Below are 23238 nucleotides of genomic sequence, written 5' to 3'. Positions count from 1 at the left end.
CGAATGTGAAAAAGGCCACACAACGCGAAATTTTCTGAAATAATTCACTTGACAGCCAATTGCCGCCTATCGGCCACAGCCGATGTGAACAAGCTGTGGATCACCATCGGTAAGCCTCTGAAAAAAAACAGTAATCTGTGACGCTCGGAAATTTTCGCATTGGCGGTTTCGAAGGCTGCGAATATCAGCGGGTATGTATACGCCGGCAAAGCATTTCGAACTTTGAAATGCATGCGGAGCGCCATTTTGCGGGCTTTCTTTTAAGTACTTGCCGGCAAACGAAAAAAACCCGGCGCGATTGGCCGGGTTTGAAGAAGCGCAGTTCAGGAAAAGATATATTAGGCCGACAGCACCTTGACCCGTTGGGCCAGCCGCGACACCTTGCGCGATGCCGTGTTCTTGTGCACCACGCCCTTGGTCGCGGCGCGCATCAATTCCGGCTCGGCCACCTTGAAGGCAGCCTGTGCGGCCGCCTTGTCGCCGGCCGCGAGCGCCTCTTCGACCTGGCGGATGTAGGTCCGGACGCGGGAGCGGCGGTTCTTGTTGATCGCTGCGCGACGGGCGATCTTGCGCGTTGCCTTTTTGGCCGAGGAGGTATTGGCCATGGTGCCTCTCTTCTGATCTGGTGGGCGCTTGCGGGATACCGCAGGGCGCAAAAAACAAACGGGCAGCCACAGGGCCGCCTCGGTTGGTGCGGCTTATAGTTCAGCTTTTCCGGCGCGTCAACGCTGCAGCGCTTTCTTTTTGACCGGCGCCTTCGTCATCTCATCGGTTCGTGAAATTCGGCTTCCGCTTGCCGCTGAAGGCCGCCATGCCTTCCTTCTGGTCATCCAGCGCAAACAGCGAATGAAATAGCCGGCGCTCGAACCGCAGACCCTCGGTGAGCGTCGTCTCATAGGCGCGGTTGACGGCCTCCTTTGCCATCATCACCGACGGCAAGGAAAAACCAGCGATCTTGGACGCTGCCTTAAGCGCTTCCTCGATCAACTCGCCGGCTGGCACCACGCGCGAGACAAGGCCGGAACGCTCGGCCTCGGATGCGTCCATCATTCGACCCGTCAGGCACATATCCATCGCCTTCGACTTGCCGACAAAGCGGGTCAGGCGCTGCGATCCGCCCATGCCGGGCATGACGCCCAGCGTGATCTCGGGTTGGCCAAACTTGGCGGTGTCGGCGGCGATGATGAAGTCGCACATCATCGCCAGTTCGCAGCCGCCCCCCAGCGCATAGCCCGCCACTGCCGCGATGATCGGCTTTCGTGCCCGCGTAAATTCCTCCCAGCCGACGAAGAAATCCTGCAGATAGGCATCCACATAGGAGATGGACTGCATTTCCTTGATATCGGCACCTGCCGCGAAAGCCTTTTCCGAACCAGTGATGACCATGGCGCCGATGTCGGCATTGGCGCCCATGCTATTCACCGACGCGACCAGTTCCGCCAGCACTTGTGAATTCAGCGCGTTGAGCGCCTGCGGCCGGTTCAGCGTAATCAGCCCGACCTTGCCGCGGGTTTCGACGATGATGGTTTCATAGCCCATGCTTTGCTCCTCCTCGGTTCTGGTTCAAGCCTGACAGGCCCGGCAGTGGAAAGTCGAACGACCGCTTTGCACGATACGCTCGATGTGGCCGCCACAACCAGGCTTGGAGCAGCCTTCCCCCTCGCGATCGTAAACCGCGAAGGAATGCTGGAAGTAGCCCAGTGATCCATCGGTCTGCATATGATCGCGCAACGACGAGCCGCCGGCGGCGATCGCATCGGCGACGACCGACCGGATTGCTTCGGCCAGGCGTTCGCTTTGCTCTTTGGCTTTCTTGCCGGCTCTCGCGAGGGTGCCCGCTTCGCGCAGCGGCGACAGGCCGGCCCGCCAAAGCGCTTCCGAGACGTAGATATTGCCTAGCCCGGCAATCAGCCTCTGGTCCAGAAGTGCCGCTTTCAGCGGTGACTTGCGACCTTTCAGCAACGAAGCGAGCAGCGCGCCGTCCAGTGCGTTGCCTGTAGGCTCGACGCCTAATCCCGCCAGCATCGGATGCATGTCGGGCTCGCCTTCCGAAAACAGCATGAACCCGAAGCGGCGCGGGTCGTTGAAGATCACGCGAGAGCGGACGCCGGAAGGGGATGCGATGTCGAAGACGACGTGATCGTGAGCAGTGTTTTTCGAGCGTTCGTGGTGGAACGCGCCGGGCGTTGCGCTCTCGTCGGCCGTTTCGATGCGAAACGAACCCGACATGCCGAGATGGCAGATCAGAACCGGGCCGTTGTCCATGTGCATTGTCAGATATTTGGCACGGCGGCCGAGCGCCGCAATCGTCTTGCCGGTCAGCCGCTCCGAAAATCTCTCGGGGAACGGAAACCGCAAATCCGGCCGGCGTGCCTCGACACCGACAATGCGGGCACCTTCAAGGGCCGGCTGCAGACCGCGCCTGACTGTCTCTACCTCCGGCAGCTCAGGCATGGCCACCTATCGTGGCATGGAAGGAGGTGCCGTGACGGCCGCGCGCCAGCCCGAGATGTTCGGCCACGGTTTCGCCGATGTCGGCAAATGTTGTCCTCAGTCCGATGTCTGCGCCTTTGAAACCCGGCCGTGTCCCGATAATCGGAATACGCTCGCGCGTGTGGTCGGTGCCGCGCCACGTCGGATCATTGCCGTGATCGGCGGTCAAGATGAGCAGATCGCCTGGCCTCAGCCGTGCGAATGCCTCGGGCAGGCGCCGGTCGAAAGCTTCGAGTGCGGCGGCATATCCCGCAACGTCGCGCCGATGCCCGAACTCGGTGTCGAAGTCGACAAAGTTTGCGAAGACGAGGTCGCCGTCGCGGGCGTCTTCCATGGCACCAAGCGTTTTGTCGAACATCGCCATGTTGCCGGCAGCCTTGCGGACTTCCGAGATCCCCCGATGGGCGAAAATGTCGCCGATCTTGCCGATCGCGATAACCCGGCTGCCGCGCGCCGTCAGCCGGTCGAGCAGCGTCGGTTCCGGTGGCGGTACGGCATAGTCGCGACGATTATGCGTTCGCTCGAACGTGGCGGCGGTTTCACCGATAAACGGCCGCGCGATGACGCGGCCGATATTCAGCGGATCGACGAGCCTGCGCACCAGTTTGCAGAACTCGTAAAGCCGTTCCAGGCCGAAATGAACCTCATGCGCGGCGATCTGCAGGACGGAGTCGATCGAAGTGTAGCAGATCGGCTTGCCGGTGCGGATATGGTCTTCGCCGAACCGTTCGATAATCTCGGTGCCCGGAGCATGGCAATTGCCGAGGATGCCAGGCACCTTCCCTTCACGCACCATTGCTTCGGTCAACTCGGCCGGAAAGGCAGGAATGTTGTCTGGGAAGTAACCCCAGTCGAAACGGACCGGCAGGCCGGCTATTTCCCAATGGCCCGATGGCGTATCCTTGCCGCTCGAAACCTCTTGGGCCGCGCCGTGAAAGGCGGCGGCAAGCGGTGCACTGCCGGCATTCTCAAACCTGAAACCCGTTGCCGTTGCCGCGGCCTGGCCGAGACCGAGCGCGAGCATGTTTGGTACAAGAAGGGGTCCGGCACGCAGGCCTTCGCGGTCGGCGCGGCCTTCTGCGCAGGCCCGCGCGATGTGTGCGAACGTATTGGAGCCGGTGTCGCCATAACGTTCGGCATCGGCCGCGCCGCCGATGCCGAAGGAGTCGAGGACAAAAAGGAAGGCGCGTGCCATCGAAAGGTTCATCATTGCCTGTGTGTTGGCTCAGACATAGGGTTCCGCGCCGCCATTGGCAATTCGGAAACCCAAACAGCACGGCTTGGCGTGCTGGTCCCGGAGAGACGAATCGCGGCATGGTCGATCTGCGGATGGAAATGCGCGGCGCGGAGCTCGCATGAGGCTTGCCCTGACAGCATTCGCCACCGTACTGGCTTTGCTGCTGGATGCGTCTTGCACAAACCTGGCGCGAGCCGATTGGCGCGATGTTATCGGAACGTTCCGTATCGGTATCGTCGCCGAACCGTTGCCGGTCGAGGGACTATGTGCTGGCTGCAGCCATCGTGCGTCTAGTCTCGGCCCGCGGTCGCAAGCAATAGCAACAGACCGGTTAGCGGGCTTCAGGCGTCAGCAATCGCTGCACGGAATGGTCGGGCTCCTGCGCGGCCGCAGATAATAAGTTTCCGCCATCGATATCGAATTGAAGACCGAGCTCAACCCGAACCGGCTTTGGCCGTCCGCCGACCAGGTAATGATTGGCTTGTAGGCGAGATCGCTTTCGACCCGGATGAGGAACGTGCCTTTGATCTTGAGCGCGCTAGGGACCGTTGTGGTGGAATCCTTGACCGCGTCGACGCTAGAGACGCCATCGACCAGTTTGCGCGACCACACGACCAGGACTTTCGGCGTCGTCTCGTTCGTCACCTGTATCGCCGTGATAATGATCTTCGGTTTCGAGCGGTTGTAGGGCTGGAGCGTGGAACTGCCGATCGCCATGATGGCATCGACATCGGCCGCCTTGACGGTCTGCTGCTGCGTGACGAGGTCCGCTACCATGCTGCCGATGCGGCTGACCTTCTTGCTGGTCTCGATGGCTTGCGAGGCCTCCATTGTCATAAAGTACATGATCAACAGGATAGGCACGATGAGGGCAAACTCGACAGCCGCAATACCGCGGCGGTCCGAGCAAAGTCGGACTGCTCTTGTACAAATCCCTGCGATGCCCAGCTGTGCCCCCGCACGAATCATGGCTTTGCCCTTTTCAAGCGACTACGTGGTTCAGTTGTCGAACGGCTCGTTCTGCCAAGTGATCGAAGCAAAATGCAGCGTTTTGCCGTCCTTCAGGTTGGCCATCGATTCGGCCATGAAGTCGGTCATCACCGGCCATTTGTAAAAAACACGCAGCATGTTTCTCGACTCCGCCAGGCCAGGTGCGACGGTGAAGGTCTGTGTGCTCGTGCCTTTGGTCAGCACGACGTCGCCATCCTGGACCTTGAAACCGGCCAGCGCCGCATCGGCGAAGGTCGGATATTCGCGCAAGTCCACCAGCAATCCGGGACAGGTCTTGGCGACCATGATCTCCAATTTGGTGCAGATCATATCCCGCAGCTTGGTGCCGGACACATCGGTCGGTCTTAATTGGCCGGTACGCAGCTGGCGCGCGATGTCGTCGGTTGCGTTTGCCATCACTTCCTGTGCGGCAAAAGAAATGCAGCTCTCCAGGATGGCGAAGACAAGAAGCGCGAAAGGAATTGCAAGCATGGCGAATTCGATCGCCGTGCTTCCGCGGCGGTCGCCCAAAAACCGTCTTGGAGAACCTGCTCGTCCTGCCTTGCTCATGTCCGCTGCCCGCCGATGCCGCTTCTGTATCGGTCCACCCTTAGTCGGAACCGATTGAAGTCCGGTTGGAATGACCGTTAAATTCAACGGGAAGGCCTTAACCCGGCGATAACCGAAGCACGTTCCCGCCAAAGACGGAGACGTCGGCTAGCTAATGCACGGCGCTCATTTCGGCTTCAGAGGCCTTCTCGGCATCGCTCTTATACGAGCTTTCGCAATATGGCGCACAGGACATGGTCTGTACTTCGGAACGCCGATAGATGCGCACCGACGACGCTGCCTGGCGCACGACGGTTATTTGCTCATCGACGATCGGATTGCCCTGCTGGTCGAGGACGACGAGATTGGTGACGCCAAATCCCTTGCCGGTCAGTACGATCGTCGATGCGTCCTGCACGGAGGCGTCGGCGATCGCCGGATTGCCGACGACAATCGTATCGGCGGCGCGCGACAATTTGATGATCTTTGCCTGGTTCATCGTCACCTCGATGCCGGCGCCGGCCTTGGCTGGAAAGGCGAAAGCCGCTGCGGCAAAAAGCACGGCAACTGGAAATGATGATCTCGGCCCGGCCATTGAGGCGCCCCCTGGCAAACTGTTCAACGGAACATGAACGAGATTGGTGAACCAACCGTTAAGCGGCTGGAATTCAGAATCAAGCCGGAACCGGCATTGGGTCTAGCCGGCACGGCTGAAACGTCTTTGCCGAATTGCGCCTGTTGCGCCTTTTGTCGGCCGGGGCCCTGGCGGCGGGTATTTTAGTTCTGGGTTAACCACGCAATGTCGTCGAAGCGGGAAAGGAATCGGTAAGCCTGTTTATTAAGCCGATTGAAACAGCTTCTCCTTAGATTCGCAGTATCCGATCAGCCACCAAGAGAAGTTGACGGAAGTGCTGTAACAATTGGAGTAGGAGCTCGAATGTCTAACCTCATCGCACGTTTTGTGAAGGACGAATCCGGCGCGACCGCTATCGAATACGGTCTGATCGCCGCTCTTATCGCACTCGCCATCATGGTCGGCGCCGGCCAGCTCGGCAACTCGCTGAACGCCAAGTTCACCGCCATCTCCACTAAGGTGAACGGTAGCTGACCGTAACGGGTTCGCTTGTTCTGAAATAAGGGCCGCCGCACTGGCGGCCCTTATTTAGTCCTGGTATGAATTGAAATTTGCGCCTCATCAGTCGTTAGTCGAATAGGATTGGGTTGGGGGCCAGATGCAATTGGGTCATAGGCGCGCCGATGCTTGAAGCCGTGATCTTCGTCGTATTTCCGTTCTGCATGCTTTTTGCCGCGATCTCCGACATGCTTTCGATGACGATCGCCAATCGCGTGCCGGTGTTGCTTGTGGTCGTCTTCGCCTTGGTTGCGCCTTTGACCGGTATGGACTGGGCCACCTATGGCTGGCATTTCGCCGCCGCCGGCCTGGTTCTCGCGGTGACGTTCGGCCTGTTCGCGCTGGGCGGCATGGGCGGCGGCGACGCCAAGCTTCTGGCTGCCACTGGCATGTGGATGGGACTGAACATCCATCTCATCGAATACCTCGTCGCCTCGACATTCATCGGCGGCCTGCTGACGCTAGCCATCCTCGCCTATCGAAAATCGCCGCTTGCCGCCGTCACAAGCCATAATCCGTTCCTGCGCCATTTCGCCGATGAGGCGACCGGCGTTCCGTACGGCATCGCGCTTGGCATTGGCGGTCTGCTCACCTATTCCGACTCGCCATTGATGGCCTGGGCACTTACCAGGCTGGCGGGCTGAATTTCACTTTACGCGGTTGGCGCCGAGCAGGCGAGTTGGCCACGTTTTCCTTCGGGCCGGGCTTGTCGGTCCAATTTATATAAACGTTAAATTAATCACGATCGTAAGTATAACATTAACCTTGTTTTGACGATTGCCGCTGCAAAGTCCCGCTTGGCTACGTGGTTTGCCAAGGCGAGGTTCGGACAGATGCCAGCATCCCGATTGATTATTCTGAGCGTGGCGATAGCCGCGGCCGGTGGTGCAGGCTATGTCGCGAAGAACATGGTCGTGGCTCCGCCGCCTCCGGTTGTCGATTCCGGTCCTCAGGCGCCGGCGATCGCGCTGCAGGATGTGCTTGTTCTTTCCGGCGACGTTCCGATGGGCAGTCCGCTTGAAAACAACATTTCCTGGGAGTCATGGCCGTCCGCAGGCATCAACGCAAATTTCATCACCCGCGCCGCCGAGCCTGAAGCGCTGGACAAGCTGAAGGGCGCCGTCGCTCGCGTGGCGCTCTACGCCGGCGAGCCGCTGCGGCGCTCGAAGCTGATCGGTGAAGGGCAAAGCTTCATGTCGTCGATCCTGCCCTCCGGCATGCGGGCCGTTGCCACAAGCATCTCGGCCGACACCTCGGCCGGTGGCTTTATTCTTCCCAACGATTTCGTCGACGTCATCATGACCCGCCGAGCCGATCCCGCCAATGGCGGTGGTCCGGGCTTCACGACCGAAACTATCCTGAAGAACATTCGCGTCCTGGCGATCGACCAGACCATTCAGGAGGACGAGGAAGGTAAGAAGACCAGGGTTGGCCAGACCGCCACCCTGGAACTGACGCCGCAGCAGTCCGAGATCATCACCGTCGCACAGCAGATGGCGGATCGCCTGACATTGGCGCTGCGCTCGATCAAGGACAGCCAGGACAAGAATGTGGGCGAAGCCGATTACCTGGTTTCCGGCAATGGCCGGCGCGGAACAGTGCGGTTGATCAAGTCGGGCGAAGTTTCCGAAGTGGGGGCAAGGAAATGAGGCTAAAAACCAAACTGCCGCTCATCCTGGCTGCGGCGATCGGCCTGTTTCTCCTTGGAACGAATGCATATGGCATTGTCGATGCCAGTGCGGCGGGCAATGCCAGGGTGACGGCTTCGACCGCCACCCAGCGGGTTAAGCTCGGACTGAACAAGTCGGTGGTCATCGACCTCCCGAGCGATGCCTACGACATTCTCGTCGCCAACCCCGCTGTAGCCGACGCGGTGACCCGCACCGCCAGGCGCATCTATCTGTTTGGAAAGGCGGTCGGCGAGACAAATATCTTCGTCTTTGGCTCGAATGGCGAGCAGATCGTCAGCCTTGACCTAGCGGTCGAACGTGACGTCGCCGGGCTGGAGGATTATATCAAGCGCTTCATCCCGTCATCGGAGGTCAAGGTCGAGTTGCTGAACGACAACGTCGTTCTGACCGGAACCGTGGACACTCCTCTGGACGCCAAGCGCGCGGCCGATCTGGCAACTATTTTCGTGTCCGGCGGCGAGGCAACCACGGGTCAATACTCGCAGACCGCTGCCGGCGGTTCGGCTGAAGCCGGCGTCGCGATCGATAACCCGGATGCCGAGCGCCGCGTCAGCAAGATCGTCAACCTGCTGCAGATCATCGGCGACGACCAGGTGACGCTGAAGGTGACGGTCGCGGAAGTCAGCCGCTCGGTGATGAAGCAGCTCGGCGTCAACATGGTGGGCAACGGCAGCAGCAACGGCATCAGCTGGGGCGCGGTAAGCGACAATTTCACTGGTTTGGGCAAGTCGCTGTCGAACTCGGGCCTCTCTATCGGGAGCTCGACGCTGCAGGCCTACATCAATGCCATGGAACAGTCCGGTGTCATGAAAACCCTCGCCGAACCAACATTGACGGCCGTATCCGGCGAGAAGGCGACCTTCAAGGTTGGCGGCGAATACAACATGGTGACCAGCGTTTCCCAAGCCGTATCAAACGATAACCAGACCGGTCTGAAGACGTATTCGGTCGAGAAGATCGAATACGGCATTGGCCTGGAATTCCAGCCGGTGGTGCTGTCTCCCGGCCGTATCAGCCTGAAAGTCAGAACCTCGGTTTCCGAGCCGACAACGGAGGGATCTGTGTCTTTGTCCGAAGGCGTAACGAGCCCGGGCATGAATGCCCTGTCGCTCCGCAAGCGCTTGGCCGACACAACAGTGGAACTGCCTTCGGGCGGCTCGATGATGATTGCCGGCCTTGTCCGCGATGATCTCAGGCAAGCTGTCAACGGCTTGCCCGGTCTGACAAAGATTCCAGTGCTTGGCGCGCTGTTCCGCAGCAGGGATTTCGTTCGCAACGAGACCGAGCTCGTCATCATCATTACGCCCTATCTGGTGAAGCCGGTGGCGCGCAACGATCTTGCCAAGCCGGATGACAATTTCAACGCCGCCAGCGATGGCGCCGGCATTTTCCTTGGCCGCGTCAACCGTGTCTACGGCACCATGCAGACCAACAAGCCCAACGGCCGTTACCACGGCGTTGTCGGCTTTATCTACAAGTAAGCGGGGAAGCGGTCATGTCTAAGGCAACATCGAAGGCACGGGCGATCACCGCGACGCGGTCAGTCCATTCGCGAATCTGGCGGCCGGCCGTTCCCATTATGGCGATCGCGGTGGCGGCATTGCTGGCCGGCTGCGCCAATCGCGACAGCGTCACGGTGGGTGCCATACCGGACGATTATCGCACCACCCATCCGATCGTCATAGCTGAGAAGATACAGAAGATCGACCTTCCGGTCGGCGCCGGCGACCGTGGCATGACCAGATCCCAGCGTGACACGCTCCTGGGCTTCCTGGACGGATACGACAGGAGCGCGGCTCCGGTGCTGACGATCGAGATTCCGAGCGGCTCAGCCAACGAAATCGCAGCGGCCGCGGCCGGCCGCGATTTCGCCAGGCTGGCCATAGCCAGCGGCATCAGCCGGAAGCGGATCGACATGCGGTCCTATCAGTCTGTTTCGGCCGAAGCGTCCGCACCGGTTCGTGTTGCCTACGTCTCGGTGAAGACTCAGACGGATAAATGCGGGCGCTGGCCCGAAGACCTGCTGCAGACTTCGGAAAACAAGCACTATGCCGATTTCGGCTGTTCGTATCAGAACAACCTGGCTGCCCAGATGGCCAATCCGTCCGATCTGATCGGGCCACGCAAGCCGACGCCGATCGACGCGGAAAATCGCGGCGCGGTGATCGACGTCTATCGTGACAGAGGTATTTCGGACGAATTCCTCGGCAATTCGGAAGTCGAATATTAACGAGTGTTGAGGCTCAACAAACCCTAAGCCGCGCAAGTCACGGAAAGTGATGACAATGAGCAATCTTGCCTATGACACAGAGGTACCGGGCGGCGAAACCTCGGAGCAGGATATTGCCGCGATGCAGGCGTTGCGGCCGATCCCGCGCATTTCGATCCAGGCATTTTGCGAGACCGAAGGCGTAGCCAATCCGGTCGAGCGCGCCGGCGAGGATCGCCGCATGGCCAAGGCCCATTTGAAGGTGCATATGGGGGGCATCCCCACCGCTATCGAATTCTATCAGTCGGCGCCGACGCCGAACCTGATCCTGCTTGAATCGCGCAGCGAGCCGAAGCTGTTGCTGGAACAACTCGCCCAGCTCTCCGAGCATTGCGACCCGACCTCCAAGGTGGTGGTTGTCGGCCACTACAACGATGTCGGTCTGTACCGCGAACTCATCCGTTCGGGCATTTCCGAGTATGTCATCGCGCCCGTATCGATGGCCGACATCGTCAGCGTGGTGTCTTCGATCTTCGTTGATCCGGAAGCTGAGCCGATCGGCCGCTCGATTGCCTTCATCGGCGCCAAAGGCGGCGTCGGCTCCTCGACCATAGCCCATAATGTGGCCTGGGCCATGTCGTCCCTTTTCAAATCCGAAGTGGTTGTCGCCGATCTCGACCTCGCCTTCGGAACGGCCAATATCAATTTCGACCAGGATCCGGCGCAAGGCATTGCCGAGGCAGTCTTCTCGCCGGAACGCGTCGATGAGGTCTATCTCGACCGGCTGCTCGCCCAATGCGCCGAGCACCTGTCGCTGCTTGCGGCCCCTTCGACCCTGGAGCGGGTCTACGATTTCGATCCCGACGCCTTCACCCAGCTTATCGACATAGCCCAGCGTAGCGCGCCGCTCCTCGTGCTCGATGTTCCCCACGTGTGGGCCGGCTGGACCAAGAACACGCTGGTCAAGGCCGACGAGATCGTCATCACGGCGACGCCCGAACTTGCCAATCTGCGCAACACGAAGAACCTGGTCGACATGCTGAAGCGGCTTCGTCCGAACGACCCAGCGCCAAAGCTTGTGATCAACCAGGCCGGTGTGCCGAAACGTCCTGAGATTACGCCGTCCGACTTCTCCGAATCGCTCGGCCTTTCGCCGATGTCGGTCATCCCGTTCGAGCCGCTTTTGTTCGGAAATGCTGCCAACAACGGACGTATGCTCGGTGAGATGGATGCCAAGAGTCCGGTTGTCGCCACGATCAACGAGATCGCCCATGTGCTGACAGGGCGCAGCGAAATCAAGGTGAAGAAGAAGGCTGGCCTCGGCAGTCTGATCGGCAAGCTTTCGCGCAACAAGAAGTGATGCCTCAGCGGTGGAATTGGTAAGCGATCATGTTTGGTAAAAGAGGCAGCGACGACGGCAACCGGACCATTCCGGAATTCCGTCAGCCAGCACCCGCGCCTGCCGCGCCGGCGGCCGCGAACCCTGTGGAAGTGGCTGTAGCTGCCAGGCCGGCGGCGCTGCCGCCATCCGGCGCGCCTGCCGCGCCGGCGGTTCGCCGTGCGGTCGAGCCGCCGCCATTGGCGCCGGAGCCGAAAAGTATCCAGCGCCAAAAGAGCGAAACCTACTACGACACCAAAAGCCAGGTCTTCGCCGCACTCATCGATACGATAGATCTGTCGCAGCTCGCCAAACTCGATCCCGAAAGCGCGCGCGAGGAAATCCGCGACATTGTCAACGACATCATCGCGATCAAGAATTTCGCGATGTCCATCGCCGAGCAGGAAGAGCTTCTCGAGGATATCTGCAACGACGTTTTGGGCTACGGGCCGCTGGAGCCACTGCTTGCCCGCGACGATATTGCCGACATCATGGTTAATGGCTCCAAGAACGTCTACATCGAAGTCAACGGCAAGGTCGAGCAGACCGGCATCCGTTTCCGCGACAACCAGCAGCTCCTCAACATCTGCCAGCGTATCGTCAGCCAGGTTGGCCGCCGCGTCGATGAATCAAGCCCGATCTGCGATGCGCGTCTTCCTGATGGCTCCCGTGTCAACGTCATCGCACCGCCCCTGGCTATCGACGGCACCGCACTTACCATCCGCAAGTTCAAGAAGGACAAGCTGACGCTCGACCAGCTGGTCAAGTTCGGCTCGATTTCTCCGCAAGGGGCCGAGATTCTCAAGATCATCGGGCGTGTCCGCTGCAACATTGTCATCTCGGGCGGTACCGGCTCAGGCAAGACGACGCTGCTCAATTGCCTGACCAACTATATCGACCGCGAAGAACGCGTCATCACCTGCGAGGACTCAGCTGAGTTGCAATTGCAGCAGCCGCATGTGGTGCGTCTCGAAACCCGTCCGCCCAACCTCGAAGGCGAGGGCGAAGTGACCATGCGCGATCTGGTCAAGAACTGTCTGCGCATGCGCCCCGAACGTATTATCGTCGGCGAAGTGCGCGGACCCGAAGTGTTCGATCTGCTGCAGGCGATGAACACCGGCCATGACGGCTCGATGGGAACGATCCACTCGAACAGCCCGCGCGAATGCCTCAACCGCATAGAGTCGATGATCGCCATGGGCGGCTACACGCTGCCGCAAAAAACCGTGCGCGAGATCGTCGTCGGCTCCGTCGACGTGATCATACAGGCTGCACGCCTGCGCGACGGATCGCGGCGTATCACCCACATCACCGAGGTAATCGGCATGGAAGGCGACGTCATCATCACCCAGGACATCGTTCTCTATAACATCAAGGGCGAGGACGCGAGCGGCAGGCTGCTGGGCGAGCACGTGTCGACTGGCATCGGCCGTCCGCATTTCTGGGAGCGCGCCCGCTACTACGGTGAGGAGCAGCGCCTCGCGGTCGCGCTCGAGGCGATGGAGAAACGCGCTGATTGATCCGTCTGGAAGCGTGGGGGCCAGGGTCGATGTTCGGAATTGACGGCACCGTATTGGCATTCGTCGTGCTCGCCGGCTTCAGCGCCGGCGCTGTGGCCTATGCTTTCCTGTTCAACCGGATCAGCACCGAGAAGCAGGTTGGCAAGCGGCTTGAATCGATCAAGACCGCCGAGACGGATCGTTCCGTCGTCAAGGCGTCGCGCGATCGCGTGGCGGAAGCGGCCAAGCGTCGCAAGTCCGTCCAGGATTCGCTGAAGGATCTCGATCAAAAGCAAAAGTCCAATCAGAGCCTGGTCAAGAAACCACCGCTGAAGATCCAAATCCGCCAGGCCGGCATGAAGATCTCGCTTGAGCGCTTCTATGTCTACTCGGCGGTCTGCGGCGTCGTCTTGACGGCTCTTGTCTATTTCATCGGCGCACCGTTGCTGGTCTTGCCGGCTGCGCTGCTGGTCGGCGTCTTGGGTCTGCCCCGCTGGTTCGTCTCGTTTCGCCGCGCGCACCGCGTCAAGGCGTTCCTCAACGAATTTCCGAACGCGCTCGATATCATCGTGCGTGCGGTAAAATCCGGCCTGCCCCTGAACGACGCCGTGCGCCTGATCGCCAACGAATCCCCCGAGCCGGTCAAGACCGAGTTCCGCCGCATAGTCGATTCGCAGCAAATGGGTTTGTCGATCCCCGACGCGGCCATGCGCATGCCAGAAACGATGCCGTGCACCGAGGCGAGCTTCTTCGGCATCGTCATCCAGATCCAGTCTCAGGCCGGCGGCAATCTTTCCGAAGCGCTGGGCAATCTTTCGCGCGTGCTTCGCGACCGCAAGAAAATGAAAGCCAAGGTCCAGGCATTGTCCATGGAAGCCAAGGCATCCGCGGTGATCATCGGCGCGTTGCCTTTCGTCGTCGCCTTTCTCGTCTATTTGACGAGCCCGAACTACATCATGCCCCTCTTCATCACCAGCACCGGCCATCTGATCCTCGGTTGTTCCGGCATCTGGATGTCGATGGGCGTCCTGGTAATGCGCAAGATGATGAATTTCGAAGTCTAGGACTCGCGTATGACCGATCACGTCATCAGAACTCTCACCGACCCGTCCCTGCTGATCGCACTGCTGGTCGGCATCGCGGTGTTTGCGACCGTCTTCACGCTGCTGCCCGCTTTTGGCGGGAACCAGCTCAAGGCGCGCATGAAATCCGTAGCGCTGGAGCGCGATGAGCTGCGCGCCAAGCAGCGCGCGCGGCTGGCAGTCGAAGCCGACCGCCGCCGCAAGGGCCTGCGCGAAGAACAGTCGGTCGGCATGCGCAATATTGTCGATCGCCTGGATCTCAGGCGTGCGCTGGCGGATGAAGGTACCTTGCAGAAATTGAAAGTGGCGGGTTTTCGCGGGCAAAATCCGCTGACGCGCTTCCTTTTCTTCCGTCTCGTCCTGCCCTTCATCGGCTTTGCATTGGCGGCAATGTATCTGTTCGTGCTCGGCGGATTGCCCGAGCAGCCGCTTTTCGTGAAGCTGTTCGTGTGCATCGTGGTAGCCTATGCGGGATTCTACGCGCCGGTGCTCTACGTCAACAACCGCGCTACCAAGCGCAAGCAATCGATTCAGATGGCGTGGCCGGACGCGCTCGACCTGTTGCTGATATGCGTCGAGTCCGGCATGTCGGTGGAAGCGGCGCTTCGCAAGGTCGCCGATGAGATCGGCGCGCAATCGGTGGCATTGGCGGAAGAATTCATCCTGACAAACGCCGAGCTTTCCTATCTGCAGGAGCGCAAGCAGGCCTACGAGAACCTTGCAAGCCGAACTGGCCTGGAATCCGTCAGGTCGGTGTCCCAGGCGTTGGTTCAGGCCGAGCGCTACGGCACGCCCGTGGCGCATGCATTGCGGGTGCTTGCCAGTGAGAGCCGCGACATGCGCATGAATGCCGCCGAGAAGAAGGCGGCCGCGCTGCCGCCGAAGCTCACCGTGCCGATGATCCTGTTCTTCCTGCCGGTGCTGTTCGCCATCATTTTGGGTCCCGCCGGCATCCAGGTGAGCCAGCGCGGCATCTTTGGCGACCAGCCGAAATCAAGCAGCGAGTAGCGCCAGCGGCGTTGCCAGAAACGCTGATACGATCCAGAGCCACGCTGCCGGTGCAGCGCGGCTCTTTGCGTTAGATATGTTGCGGAATTCGCGCGCCGGTTCGGCGCTCGAAGCGGTCAGTTGGTGGCGGGCTTTGCCTTGTCCTGGTCCTTGAGCTGGCTCCAGGCATTCTGCTGCGCCAGCATCTGGCGAAGGTAAGCGACGTTAGCCTGCGCCTGATCCGGCGACAGCTCTTGCGAGGCGATCTTCTCTGCCTCGTCGAAACGGCCTTGCAGACCGACGACCAGCGCAAGGTTCTGGCGGACGCGGCTGTCTGCATTCGGCTGCTGGGCGGCTGAGCGCATATAGGTTTCGGCTGTGCGCAAATCACCTTCCAGCACGTACGACATGCCGAGATTGGAAAGGATCGACGGTTCGTTCGGCCTGAGGTCAAGCGCCTTGCGATAGCCTTGGCGAGCCTCGTCCTTCTGGCCGAGCTGGTCGAGAATAGCAGCTTCCGCCGATACCAGTTTCCAGTCAGGATATTCGGGCGTCTGGGCGCGGCGCACGGCATCGAGTGCCGGCTCGAACTGTCCGTTGGCGGCAAGCGCCTTGCCATAGGCGGCGAGCACGTCGCGATCCTTCGGCAAGGCGATCGCCAGCTTGCGCATCACCGCAAGCGATTGGTCTGCGTCGCCGTCCATCTGCAGCGCCGCGGCATAATTTGTCGCGATCCGCTTGTCGCTGGGGTTTTTCGAATAGGACTGGCCGAGCGCCATCGTAGCGTTGTGCAGTTCGCCCGCCGACATTGTTTCCAGCGGCTTGCCGCTTGGACGAGAAATCGAGCCAGTCGTCAATTTGCTGGTTCCGCAGCCGGCGACGCCTGCAGCAAGCACCATCATCAACGCCGTGGTGATCAGCCTATTTGCGCTGGCGTTCATCCTGCGGTTGGTCGGCATCGGCACCAGGGCTCCGTTCATGCGCGTGACCATTTGCGAGGTCATCTTTCCTCCCGCAGAAATATTCTGTTAACCCTAACGGAGAGTTAAGAAACGCCGACTCGGAAGCCGGAGGCCAGCGAATGCCTGTCGAACTCGTCGAGAAAGAATTGAGCAATGCGCTGCCGGTCCATCTGGTGGCGAAGGATGCTCTGGCGGCGGCGGGCCTTGCGCCATCCTTGGTCGCCTGGGCCAAGGCCAACGGCTTTTCCGGCGAGGCCGGCAGGACGCTGATCATGCCTGGCGACAACGGCGCGATTGCCGGAGCCCTGTTCGGCACCGGTGATGGCGAGGGCGCACTGGCCATCGGCGCACTAGCGAGAGCCTTGCCCGCAGGCGAGTGGCATTTTGCGTCCGCACCGGCCAAGCCGGAGCTTACGGCACTCGCCGTGGCGCTCGGCGGCTATGTCTTCACCCGCTACGGCAAGAAGCCAGGCAAGACGCTTCGCCTCGCGCTGCCGGCAGGCACCGACGCCGCCCGCATCCGCCGCCTCGCCGATGGCATTTTCCTGGCGCGCGATCTGGTTAACACGCCGACCAGCGATATGGGCCCCGGGCAGTTGGAAAAGGCCGCCCGGACCTTGGCCGCGACGCACAAGGCCGAAATATCGGTGACCAAAGGCGACGATCTTCTTACCGCCAACTTTCCGATGATCCACGCCGTCGGTCGGGCTTCTGCCGACGCGCCACGCCTGATCGACATGATTTGGGGGCCGAACAATGCCCCCAAGATAACGCTGGTCGGCAAGGGCGTCTGCTTCGATACAGGCGGTCTCGACATCAAGCCGTCCTCGGGCATGCTTTTGATGAAGAAGGACATGGGTGGCGCTGCCAACGTGCTGGGTCTCGCTTCCATGATCATGGCCACCGGGTTGAAGGTTCGGCTGCGCGTGCTCATCCCGGCTGTCGAGAATTCGATAGCCGGCAACGCCTTCCGGCCAGGCGACGTGCTGGTGAGCCGCAAGGGCATTACCGTCGAAATCGGCAACACCGACGCCGAAGGACGGCTGGTGCTCGCCGATGCCCTGGCCTTGGCCGATGACGAAGAGCCGCAGATGCTGGTCGATATGGCAACGCTGACAGGCGCTGCCCGTGTTGCGCTCGGTCCCGACTTGCCGCCGTTCTATACCGGTGACGAGACGCTTGCATCCGAGCTGGCGGACGCCTCCGTTGCGGTCGAGGATCCGCTATGGCGGATGCCGTTGTGGAAGCCCTATGACGCCAAGCTGGCGTCGAAGGTGGCCGACGTCAACAACGTCACGCCGGACGGTTTCGCCGGCTCGATCACCGCGGCGCTTTTCCTGAAGCGCTTCGTGGAAAAGACCGCCGGCTGGGCGCATGTCGACATCTTCGCCTGGAACCCGTTCGACCGCCCGCACGGCCTTGCCGGTGGCGAAGCGCAAGGCATCCGGGCGCTGGAGCAGGTCATTTCGAACCGCTACGGCTGATTCTCGGGCATAGCCGACGAAGGTTATTGACTGAAACGGAACCGAAACAATTTTCCGTCATGCTGGACGGATGTCGATTATCATGCGTCCAAGCCAAGCGTTGCGACTATGGCAACAGGTGGTGCTGTCGGAGGTGCGCGACGACGCGCCCGATCTCACCATGCGCCAGACGGCGATCCTGTTCACCATCTATCTCGATCCGCCGCCCCACACGGTACGGGGGTTAGCCGCCCGCCTCAACGTCACCAAGCCGGTGATCACCCGTGCGCTCGATACGATGGGGGCGCTGAAACTGGTGTCGCGCCACCGCGACGAGCTCGACAAGCGCAACGTGCTGGTCAGGCGCACAGTCGAAGGCGCGCTCTTTGTCGAGCGCTTTGGCGATGTTATCATTGCCAGAGCCCAAGAGTTGCCCATTTGAACGAGTTGCCGATTTGACCGCCAGGGATGCCCGCCTCCATGCCTTCCGCTCCGATCTCGCCGACGCCAGGCTGCGAGGCGAGGTCGCCGCCGACCGTTTCGTCGCCGGCCGGCCGGCTCGCATATCAGCCTGCGTCGCCGACATCCGCAAGGCGCCGCGCCCGGACGCCGGCGTCGATACCCAGCTTCTGTTCGGCGAAGACGTCCTCGTCTTCGAGGACGTTGAGGGCTGGGCCTGGATACAGGCCGAGCGCGACGGCTATGTCGGCTATGTCGCCGACACCGTGCTGGGCGGTCGGGAGCATGCGCCCACCCATGTTGTCTCGGTGCCGCGCACTTTCCTCTATCCGGGACCGGATTTGCGGTTCCCGGTGAGCGGGGAGCTCTCGATGGGGTCATTGGTGGCGGTGACGGGCTCAGCGGAAACGCGCGGCACGCATTATGCTCTGCTGCCGTCCGGCCAGGCGGTCATCTCGGGTCATCTCAGGCCGGTCGCCGAGGTTCATCCCGACTACGTCGCGGTCGCCGAGGCGTTTCTCGGCACGCCCTATCTGTGGGGCGGCGTCTCCGGCTTCGGCATCGATTGTTCCGGTCTCGTGCAACTTGCAATGCACATGGCTGGCAGGCAAGTGCTGCGCGACACCGACATGCAGGCGGCGACCGTCGGCGAGCCGCTCGAACCCGGGCCGGATTTTGCCGGGTTGCGGCGCGGCGACCTGGTCTTCTGGAAAGGCCACGTCGCGATCATGACAGATCCGGAGACCATGATCCACGCCAACGGCCACACCATGCTGGTGTCGCGTGAAGGACTGAGGGAGGCGGTCGCCCGTATCGGCTATCTTTATGGCGGACCGACCGGGTTTCGCCGGCCGTAGCGCGAATCGATCACCTTTTGTTCTGATTCTGCTTGGCGATTGCGCGCCGCCGCGCTACGTCTGGCGCGTGACAGAGCAGCCGCGCCTTGCCGAACAGAATGCCGCCGTCGTCCTGCCCGAGCCATTTGTCAAATGGTTTGCGGAAAAGGGCTGGTCGCCGCGCGCCCACCAGATCGATTTGCTGGCCAAAGCCCAGGGCGGCCGGTCGGTATTGCTGATCGCCCCGACCGGCGCCGGCAAGACGCTGGCCGGGTTCTTGCCATCGCTGACCGAACTGGCCGGCCGGCCGAGGAGAAGGCCGGGGCAGGCGCATCGAGGCATCCACACACTCTACATCTCGCCGCTGAAGGCGCTGGCCGTCGACATCGAGCGCAATCTCGGCAAACCCGTCGAAGAAATCGGGCTGCCGGTCACCGTCGAGACGCGCACCGGCGACACGCCCGCACACAAGCGCCAGCGGCAGAAGCTGGCGCCGCCCGACATTCTCCTGACCACGCCCGAGCAATTGGCGCTGCTGATTGCCGCGCCCGATGCCAGGCGCTTCTTCGAGGACCTGCGCTATGTCGTGCTCGACGAATTGCATTCGCTGGTGACCTCGAAGCGCGGGCATCTCCTGTCGCTCGGGCTGGCCCGGCTGCGCTCGTTTGTGCCCGCCCTGCAGACGATAGGCCTGTCGGCGACGGTCGCCGAGCCTGACGAATTGCGGCGCTGGCTGGTCAGCCAGAATCCACCGGGGCCGATGGCCGAACTGATCGTCGTCACTGGCGGCGCCAAGCCCGACATCTCCATTCTCGATTCGGAGGGGCGCGTGCCGTGGGCGGGACATTCGGCCCGCTACGCAACGCCGGAAATCTACAACGAGATCAAGCGCCACAAGACAACCCTGCTGTTCGTCAACACGCGCAGCCAGGCGGAGTTGCTGTTCCAGGAGTTGTGGCGGGTCAACGAGGAGACCTTGCCGATCGCGCTGCATCACGGCTCGCTCGACGCCGCGCAGCGCCGGCGTGTCGAAAAGGCAATGGGCGAGAACGCCCTGCGCGCCATCGTCGCCACGTCGACGCTCGACCTCGGCATCGACTGGGGCGATGTCGATCTAGTCGTCCATGTCGGCGCGCCGAAAGGTGCCAGCCGGCTGGCGCAGCGCATCGGCCGCGCCAACCACCGTATGGACGAGCCGTCGAAGGCGATCCTGATACCGGCCAACCGCTTCGAGGTGCTGGAATGCAGGGCGGCGCTCGACGCCAATTATCTCGGTGCCCAGGATACGCCGCCGCTGGTCAATGGCGGGCTCGACGTCCTGGCGCAGCACGTGCTGGGCTGTGCCTGCGGTGCGCCGTTCCATGCCGATGCGCTGTTTGAGGAAGTGCGAACGGCAGCACCCTATGCCGATCTCGATCGGCCGACATTCGATCGCGTCATCGATTTCGTCGCCACCGGCGGCTATGCGCTGAAGAACTATGAACGCTACGCCCGTATTCGTCTCAACAAGGACGGGCTGTGGCGGGTCTCAAATCCTCGCGTCGCCCAACAATACCGGCTCAATGTCGGCACCATCATCGAAGTGCCGGCGCTCAACGTCCGCTATGTCCAGGCCGGCAGCAGAGGCGCGGCTTCGCGTGGCGGCCGGGTTCTGGGCAAAATCGAGGAGGCGTTCCTCGAAACGCTGACGCATGGCGACACCTTCATGTTCGCCGGCAAGGTGCTGCGCTTCGAAGGTATCCGCGAGAATGAGTGCTTTGTCTCGAATGCACCCGGCAGCGACGCCAAGGTGCCGTATTACGGTGGTGGCAAATTCCCGCTTTCGACGTACCTGGCCGAACAGGTCCGCGCCATGCTGGACGATCCGCAGCGCTGGAAGAAGCTGCCGGAGCAGGTCGCCGACTGGTTACGCTTTCAGGCCGACAAGTCGGTGCTGCCGAAACGCGACGATCTGCTGATCGAGACCTTTCCGCGCGGCAACCGCTACTATCTGGTGGCCTATCCGTTCGAGGGCAGGCTGGCGCACCAGACGCTCGGCATGCTGCTCACCCGCCGCCTCGACAGGGCGGGAGCCAAGCCGCTCGGCTTCGTCGCCACCGACTATGCGCTTGCCATATGGTCGCTGGCCGATATGGGCCATATGTTCAGGGCGAAGAAACCGTCGCTGGCTGCGCTATTCGATCAGGACATGCTGGGCGACGACCTCGAAGCCTGGCTCGCCGGCAGTTGGTTGTTGAAGCGCACCTTTCGCAATTGCGCGCTGATCTCGGGATTGATCGAGAAACGCCACCCAGGGCAGGAGAAGAGCGGCCGCCAGGTAACCGTGTCGACGGATCTCATCTACGACGTGCTGCGCAGCCACGAGCCCGACCATATCCTTTTGCAGGCGACGCGTGCCGATGCCGCGACCGGTCTCTTGGATGTCAGCAGACTTGCCGAGATGCTCTCGCGCGTCCAAGGTCGAATCATGCATAAGAACCTCGAGCAGATATCGCCGCTCGCCGTGCCGATCATGCTCGAGATCGGCAAAATGCCGGTGCATGGCGAGGCCGATGACACGCTGCTGATGGATGCAGCCACGCTGGTCGAGGAGGCCATGGGGACGAAATGACTGTCGCGCTCGCCATGACTGCGCCTCTGGCGGATGCGGGCGCTGTCCGTATCGCCGGCGAACGCGCGATCTGCGACCGTCGCGGCGTGCTCTATTTTCCCGAATTCCGGCTTCTGACCGTATCCGACCTGCATCTGGAAAAAGGTTCATCACTGGCCAGGCGCGGCACGCTGGTCCCACCTTACGACACAGGTGCGACGTTGCTCCGGCTGCAGGCGGTGATCGCCGATTATCAGCCTGCGATCGTTATCAGCCTGGGCGACAGTTTTCACGATGGCGGCGGCGCCGCACGTATGCACGCGAGCTTTCGCCAAAGGCTGGAGGGGCTGATGGTCGGGCGCGACTGGTTCTGGGTCGCCGGCAATCATGACCCGGAAGCACCGGCCGACCTGCCGGGCGAAACCGTGCGCGAATTGGCCATCGGTTCTCTGCTCTTCCGGCACGAGCCTTCGGCGGTGAGGGCGGAAGGCGAGATATCAGGTCACCTGCATCCTTGCGCCCGCATCGTGCAGCAAGGCCGTTCGGTGCGGCGTCGTTGCTTTGCCGGCGATGGCGGCCGCATGATCATGCCGGCTTTCGGCGCCTATACCGGCTCGCTCAACGTGCTCGATCGCGCCTATGCCGGGCTGTTCCGCCGCGAAACGCTGATGGCCTATATGCTTGGCACAGAGCGCATTTTCGCGATTTCCCACGCGATGCTCAGGCCGGGCTGAACCTACCTGCCGTAGTACAAAGTAACCGTGTGCTTGGCCTCGGCGAAGAACAGCCAGCGCTCGACCAGCATTCCGGCGAGTTGGGCGATTGGGGCGAGTATCGACAGTGCTGCCGCATAGGGCCACGGCAAGGCGAACGCCGCGACCAGCAGCAACGCGGGCAAAGCAAAGGCCAGCACCTGCGTGGTCTGGCGGAGTTTAGCGCTGTGCTTGCGCGCAATGCGAAAACCCATCTCCTTGAGCAGATAGTTTTCCTCGGTATGCGGCCATTCCAGCGACCGCACCGTGCCGCCGGAAAGCCCGGTTGCGGTGTTGGCGTTGGTCGGGATCTCCAGCCTGTCATTGTATCGCCAGGTCGCCAGCTTCAAACCCCAGCCGAGCGCGGTCAGCAACAGGGCAGCCGCCAGAAGCATATTCGAGCCTGCGGCAAATCCCTGCAGCAGGGCGTTGAGCAGTACGCTGCCGGTCATCGCCGAAAAGACCAGGTAGGCGGGCAGGGTGAAGCGGCTGTGCCACTGGGCAATCGGCTTCAACGACGCGTAGATCATGCCGGTGGTGCAGACGGTTGCGACCGCGCCGACGGCAGCGAGCAGCCCGGCGACAGCCGCCCAGCCGCTCGTACGGCCGAGGACCACCCAGCCAATACCGAACAGTCCCGCCGGCACGAAGGTGGCGACCGAGGCAACACCTTCGCGCGACAGCCATGAGCTACGCCATTGCGAGAAGGCACGCCAGGCGCGTTCGGGCCGGCCGAGATGGCCGGCCGACGACAGCAGGCCTGTCGAGATCAGGCCAAGCGCCAGCCCCATGCCGGTGAGGCCAAGCCAGAAATCGGGCGGGATAAAGCCCTGTCCAGCGAGCACGCCAAGCAGCGCGAGCAGGCCGTAACCGGCGCCCGTGGCCGTGGTGAAAAAGACGACGGAGAAGGCTGGATGCATGAAGGCACG

23 protein-coding genes and 1 pseudogene are annotated in these 23238 nt (G+C 61.6%); 15 read left to right on the top strand and 9 right to left on the bottom strand.

Going from position 1 to position 23238, the window contains the following annotated elements; all coding sequences use genetic code 11:
• Positions 1–338: 338 nt before the first annotated feature.
• The 4 genes from rpsT to NKJ15_RS00600 all read right to left on the bottom strand — a co-directional run bounded on the left by rpsT (position 339) and on the right by NKJ15_RS00600 (position 3688).
• The gene (gene rpsT, locus NKJ15_RS00615; protein ID WP_023676922.1) at positions 339–605 is read right to left on the bottom strand and encodes a 30S ribosomal protein S20; all 267 of its coding nucleotides are present in this window, start codon (positions 603–605) and stop codon (positions 339–341) included.
• 160 nt (positions 606–765) lie between these two features.
• Entirely contained in the window at positions 766–1539 is a 774-nt protein-coding gene (locus NKJ15_RS00610; protein WP_352613893.1) for an enoyl-CoA hydratase, read from the bottom strand.
• A 24-nt stretch (positions 1540–1563) separates the two neighbouring features.
• Positions 1564–2454 carry a bifunctional DNA-formamidopyrimidine glycosylase/DNA-(apurinic or apyrimidinic site) lyase gene (gene mutM, locus NKJ15_RS00605; RefSeq protein WP_352613894.1) on the bottom strand — a complete coding sequence of 297 codons (891 nt, stop codon included), beginning with the start codon at positions 2452–2454 and terminating at the stop codon, positions 1564–1566.
• A complete protein-coding gene (locus NKJ15_RS00600) occupies positions 2447–3688 on the bottom strand; it encodes a phosphopentomutase (RefSeq protein WP_352813700.1) in 1242 nt (413 codons plus the stop codon). The genes mutM and NKJ15_RS00600 overlap by 8 nt, the downstream gene beginning before the upstream one ends.
• Positions 3689–3848: 160 nt before the next feature.
• On the opposite strand from NKJ15_RS00600, the pseudogene NKJ15_RS32940 reads away from it, so the two are divergent.
• Positions 3849–3977 (top strand): annotated as a pseudogene (locus NKJ15_RS32940) (phosphate/phosphite/phosphonate ABC transporter substrate-binding protein); the annotation flags it as partial.
• 101 nt (positions 3978–4078) lie between these two features.
• Here NKJ15_RS32940 and NKJ15_RS00595 read toward each other — a convergent pair.
• The 3 genes from NKJ15_RS00595 to NKJ15_RS00585 form a co-directional block, all read right to left on the bottom strand.
• Entirely contained in the window at positions 4079–4699 is a 621-nt protein-coding gene (locus tag NKJ15_RS00595; protein WP_352470083.1) for a TadE/TadG family type IV pilus assembly protein, read from the bottom strand.
• Between the two features lie 30 nt (positions 4700–4729).
• On the bottom strand, positions 4730–5290 hold the full coding sequence (locus NKJ15_RS00590; protein ID WP_352814097.1) for a TadE/TadG family type IV pilus assembly protein: 561 nt from the start codon (positions 5288–5290) through the stop codon (positions 4730–4732).
• A gap of 151 nt (positions 5291–5441) precedes the next feature.
• Positions 5442–5864, bottom strand: a complete 423-nt coding sequence (locus NKJ15_RS00585; RefSeq protein WP_352613897.1) for a pilus assembly protein N-terminal domain-containing protein — start codon at positions 5862–5864, stop codon at positions 5442–5444.
• Positions 5865–6206: 342 nt separating this feature from the next.
• On the opposite strand from NKJ15_RS00585, the gene NKJ15_RS00580 reads away from it, so the two are divergent.
• The 9 genes from NKJ15_RS00580 to NKJ15_RS00540 all read left to right on the top strand — a co-directional run bounded on the left by NKJ15_RS00580 (position 6207) and on the right by NKJ15_RS00540 (position 15268).
• Positions 6207–6377, top strand: a complete 171-nt coding sequence (locus tag NKJ15_RS00580) for a Flp family type IVb pilin (RefSeq protein WP_023676929.1) — start codon at positions 6207–6209, stop codon at positions 6375–6377.
• 149 nt (positions 6378–6526) lie between these two features.
• Positions 6527–7045 (top strand): A24 family peptidase, encoded by a 519-nt coding sequence (locus tag NKJ15_RS00575; RefSeq protein WP_352613898.1) that lies wholly within the window; start codon positions 6527–6529, stop codon positions 7043–7045.
• 189 nt (positions 7046–7234) lie between these two features.
• Entirely contained in the window at positions 7235–8050 is an 816-nt protein-coding gene (gene cpaB / locus NKJ15_RS00570; protein WP_023676931.1) for a Flp pilus assembly protein CpaB, read from the top strand.
• Complete coding sequence (locus NKJ15_RS00565; RefSeq protein ID WP_352613899.1) at positions 8047–9573, top strand: type II and III secretion system protein family protein; 1527 nt, start codon at positions 8047–8049, stop codon at positions 9571–9573. The genes cpaB and NKJ15_RS00565 overlap by 4 nt, the downstream gene beginning before the upstream one ends.
• Before the next feature lie 14 nt (positions 9574–9587).
• Positions 9588–10322: a CpaD family pilus assembly protein gene (locus NKJ15_RS00560; RefSeq protein WP_352813697.1), complete on the top strand. Its 735-nt coding sequence runs from the start codon at positions 9588–9590 to the stop codon at positions 10320–10322.
• Positions 10323–10377: 55 nt separating this feature from the next.
• Complete coding sequence (locus NKJ15_RS00555; RefSeq protein WP_352541280.1) at positions 10378–11661, top strand: CpaE/TadZ family protein; 1284 nt, start codon at positions 10378–10380, stop codon at positions 11659–11661.
• Positions 11662–11690: 29 nt separating this feature from the next.
• Entirely contained in the window at positions 11691–13199 is a 1509-nt protein-coding gene (locus NKJ15_RS00550; RefSeq protein ID WP_352541281.1) for a TadA family conjugal transfer-associated ATPase, read from the top strand.
• Positions 13200–13228: 29 nt separating this feature from the next.
• Positions 13229–14242: a type II secretion system F family protein gene (locus tag NKJ15_RS00545; RefSeq protein WP_023676935.1), complete on the top strand. Its 1014-nt coding sequence runs from the start codon at positions 13229–13231 to the stop codon at positions 14240–14242.
• 9 nt (positions 14243–14251) lie between these two features.
• Positions 14252–15268 carry a type II secretion system F family protein gene (locus NKJ15_RS00540; RefSeq protein ID WP_023676936.1) on the top strand — a complete coding sequence of 339 codons (1017 nt, stop codon included), beginning with the start codon at positions 14252–14254 and terminating at the stop codon, positions 15266–15268.
• 116 nt (positions 15269–15384) lie between these two features.
• Here the strand turns inward: NKJ15_RS00540 and NKJ15_RS00535 are convergent, their stop codons facing one another.
• Entirely contained in the window at positions 15385–16206 is an 822-nt protein-coding gene (locus NKJ15_RS00535; RefSeq protein WP_352470190.1) for a tetratricopeptide repeat protein, read from the bottom strand.
• Between the two features lie 122 nt (positions 16207–16328).
• Between NKJ15_RS00535 and NKJ15_RS00530 the strand changes: the two genes are divergently transcribed.
• The 5 genes from NKJ15_RS00530 (at position 16329) to pdeM (ending at position 22291) form a co-directional block, all read left to right on the top strand.
• Positions 16329–17693 (top strand): leucyl aminopeptidase family protein, encoded by a 1365-nt coding sequence (locus tag NKJ15_RS00530; protein ID WP_352767021.1) that lies wholly within the window; start codon positions 16329–16331, stop codon positions 17691–17693.
• Positions 17694–17763: 70 nt separating this feature from the next.
• Positions 17764–18114 carry a MarR family winged helix-turn-helix transcriptional regulator gene (locus NKJ15_RS00525; protein WP_023676939.1) on the top strand — a complete coding sequence of 117 codons (351 nt, stop codon included), beginning with the start codon at positions 17764–17766 and terminating at the stop codon, positions 18112–18114.
• Positions 18077–18988, top strand: coding sequence for a C40 family peptidase (locus tag NKJ15_RS00520; protein WP_502899550.1), 912 nt, complete (start codon positions 18077–18079; stop codon positions 18986–18988). Before NKJ15_RS00525 ends, NKJ15_RS00520 begins: the two co-directional genes overlap by 38 nt.
• 67 nt (positions 18989–19055) lie before the next feature.
• A complete protein-coding gene (locus NKJ15_RS00515) occupies positions 19056–21578 on the top strand; it encodes a ligase-associated DNA damage response DEXH box helicase (protein WP_352813695.1) in 2523 nt (840 codons plus the stop codon).
• Complete coding sequence (gene pdeM, locus NKJ15_RS00510) at positions 21575–22291, top strand: ligase-associated DNA damage response endonuclease PdeM (protein ID WP_352767015.1); 717 nt, start codon at positions 21575–21577, stop codon at positions 22289–22291. The genes NKJ15_RS00515 and pdeM overlap by 4 nt, the downstream gene beginning before the upstream one ends.
• Positions 22292–22293: 2 nt before the next feature.
• Here the strand turns inward: pdeM and NKJ15_RS00505 are convergent, their stop codons facing one another.
• Positions 22294–23229: a dimethyl sulfoxide reductase anchor subunit family protein gene (locus tag NKJ15_RS00505; RefSeq protein WP_352767013.1), complete on the bottom strand. Its 936-nt coding sequence runs from the start codon at positions 23227–23229 to the stop codon at positions 22294–22296.
• Between the last annotated feature and the right edge of the window lie 9 nt (positions 23230–23238).

It is taken from the genome of Mesorhizobium sp. M0207 (assembly GCF_040321995.1).
Classification (GTDB): Bacteria; Pseudomonadota; Alphaproteobacteria; order Rhizobiales; family Rhizobiaceae; genus Mesorhizobium.
This window is presented reverse-complemented; position numbering and strand designations above follow the sequence as displayed.

Bases quoted from the DNA above. Each gene is read 5' to 3' on its own strand.
- rpsT (WP_023676922.1), bottom strand. From the start codon at position 605: ATGGCCAATACCTCCTCGGCCAAAAAGGCAACGCGCAAGATCGCCCGT.
- NKJ15_RS00610 (WP_352613893.1), bottom strand. From the start codon at position 1,539: ATGGGCTATGAAACCATCATCGTCGAAACCCGCGGCAAGGTCGGGCTG.
- mutM (WP_352613894.1), bottom strand. From the start codon at position 2,454: ATGCCTGAGCTGCCGGAGGTAGAGACAGTCAGGCGCGGTCTGCAGCCG.
- NKJ15_RS00600 (WP_352813700.1), bottom strand. From the start codon at position 3,688: ATGGCACGCGCCTTCCTTTTTGTCCTCGACTCCTTCGGCATCGGCGGC.
- NKJ15_RS00595 (WP_352470083.1), bottom strand. From the start codon at position 4,699: ATGATTCGTGCGGGGGCACAGCTGGGCATCGCAGGGATTTGTACAAGA.
- NKJ15_RS00590 (WP_352814097.1), bottom strand. From the start codon at position 5,290: ATGAGCAAGGCAGGACGAGCAGGTTCTCCAAGACGGTTTTTGGGCGAC.
- NKJ15_RS00585 (WP_352613897.1), bottom strand. From the start codon at position 5,864: ATGGCCGGGCCGAGATCATCATTTCCAGTTGCCGTGCTTTTTGCCGCA.
- NKJ15_RS00580 (WP_023676929.1), top strand. From the start codon at position 6,207: ATGTCTAACCTCATCGCACGTTTTGTGAAGGACGAATCCGGCGCGACC.
- NKJ15_RS00575 (WP_352613898.1), top strand. From the start codon at position 6,527: ATGCTTGAAGCCGTGATCTTCGTCGTATTTCCGTTCTGCATGCTTTTT.
- cpaB (WP_023676931.1), top strand. From the start codon at position 7,235: ATGCCAGCATCCCGATTGATTATTCTGAGCGTGGCGATAGCCGCGGCC.
- NKJ15_RS00565 (WP_352613899.1), top strand. From the start codon at position 8,047: ATGAGGCTAAAAACCAAACTGCCGCTCATCCTGGCTGCGGCGATCGGC.
- NKJ15_RS00560 (WP_352813697.1), top strand. From the start codon at position 9,588: ATGTCTAAGGCAACATCGAAGGCACGGGCGATCACCGCGACGCGGTCA.
- NKJ15_RS00555 (WP_352541280.1), top strand. From the start codon at position 10,378: ATGAGCAATCTTGCCTATGACACAGAGGTACCGGGCGGCGAAACCTCG.
- NKJ15_RS00550 (WP_352541281.1), top strand. From the start codon at position 11,691: ATGTTTGGTAAAAGAGGCAGCGACGACGGCAACCGGACCATTCCGGAA.
- NKJ15_RS00545 (WP_023676935.1), top strand. From the start codon at position 13,229: ATGTTCGGAATTGACGGCACCGTATTGGCATTCGTCGTGCTCGCCGGC.
- NKJ15_RS00540 (WP_023676936.1), top strand. From the start codon at position 14,252: ATGACCGATCACGTCATCAGAACTCTCACCGACCCGTCCCTGCTGATC.
- NKJ15_RS00535 (WP_352470190.1), bottom strand. From the start codon at position 16,206: ATGCCGACCAACCGCAGGATGAACGCCAGCGCAAATAGGCTGATCACC.
- NKJ15_RS00530 (WP_352767021.1), top strand. From the start codon at position 16,329: ATGCCTGTCGAACTCGTCGAGAAAGAATTGAGCAATGCGCTGCCGGTC.
- NKJ15_RS00525 (WP_023676939.1), top strand. From the start codon at position 17,764: ATGTCGATTATCATGCGTCCAAGCCAAGCGTTGCGACTATGGCAACAG.
- NKJ15_RS00520 (WP_502899550.1), top strand. From the start codon at position 18,077: ATGTTATCATTGCCAGAGCCCAAGAGTTGCCCATTTGAACGAGTTGCC.
- pdeM (WP_352767015.1), top strand. From the start codon at position 21,575: ATGACTGTCGCGCTCGCCATGACTGCGCCTCTGGCGGATGCGGGCGCT.
- NKJ15_RS00505 (WP_352767013.1), bottom strand. From the start codon at position 23,229: ATGCATCCAGCCTTCTCCGTCGTCTTTTTCACCACGGCCACGGGCGCC.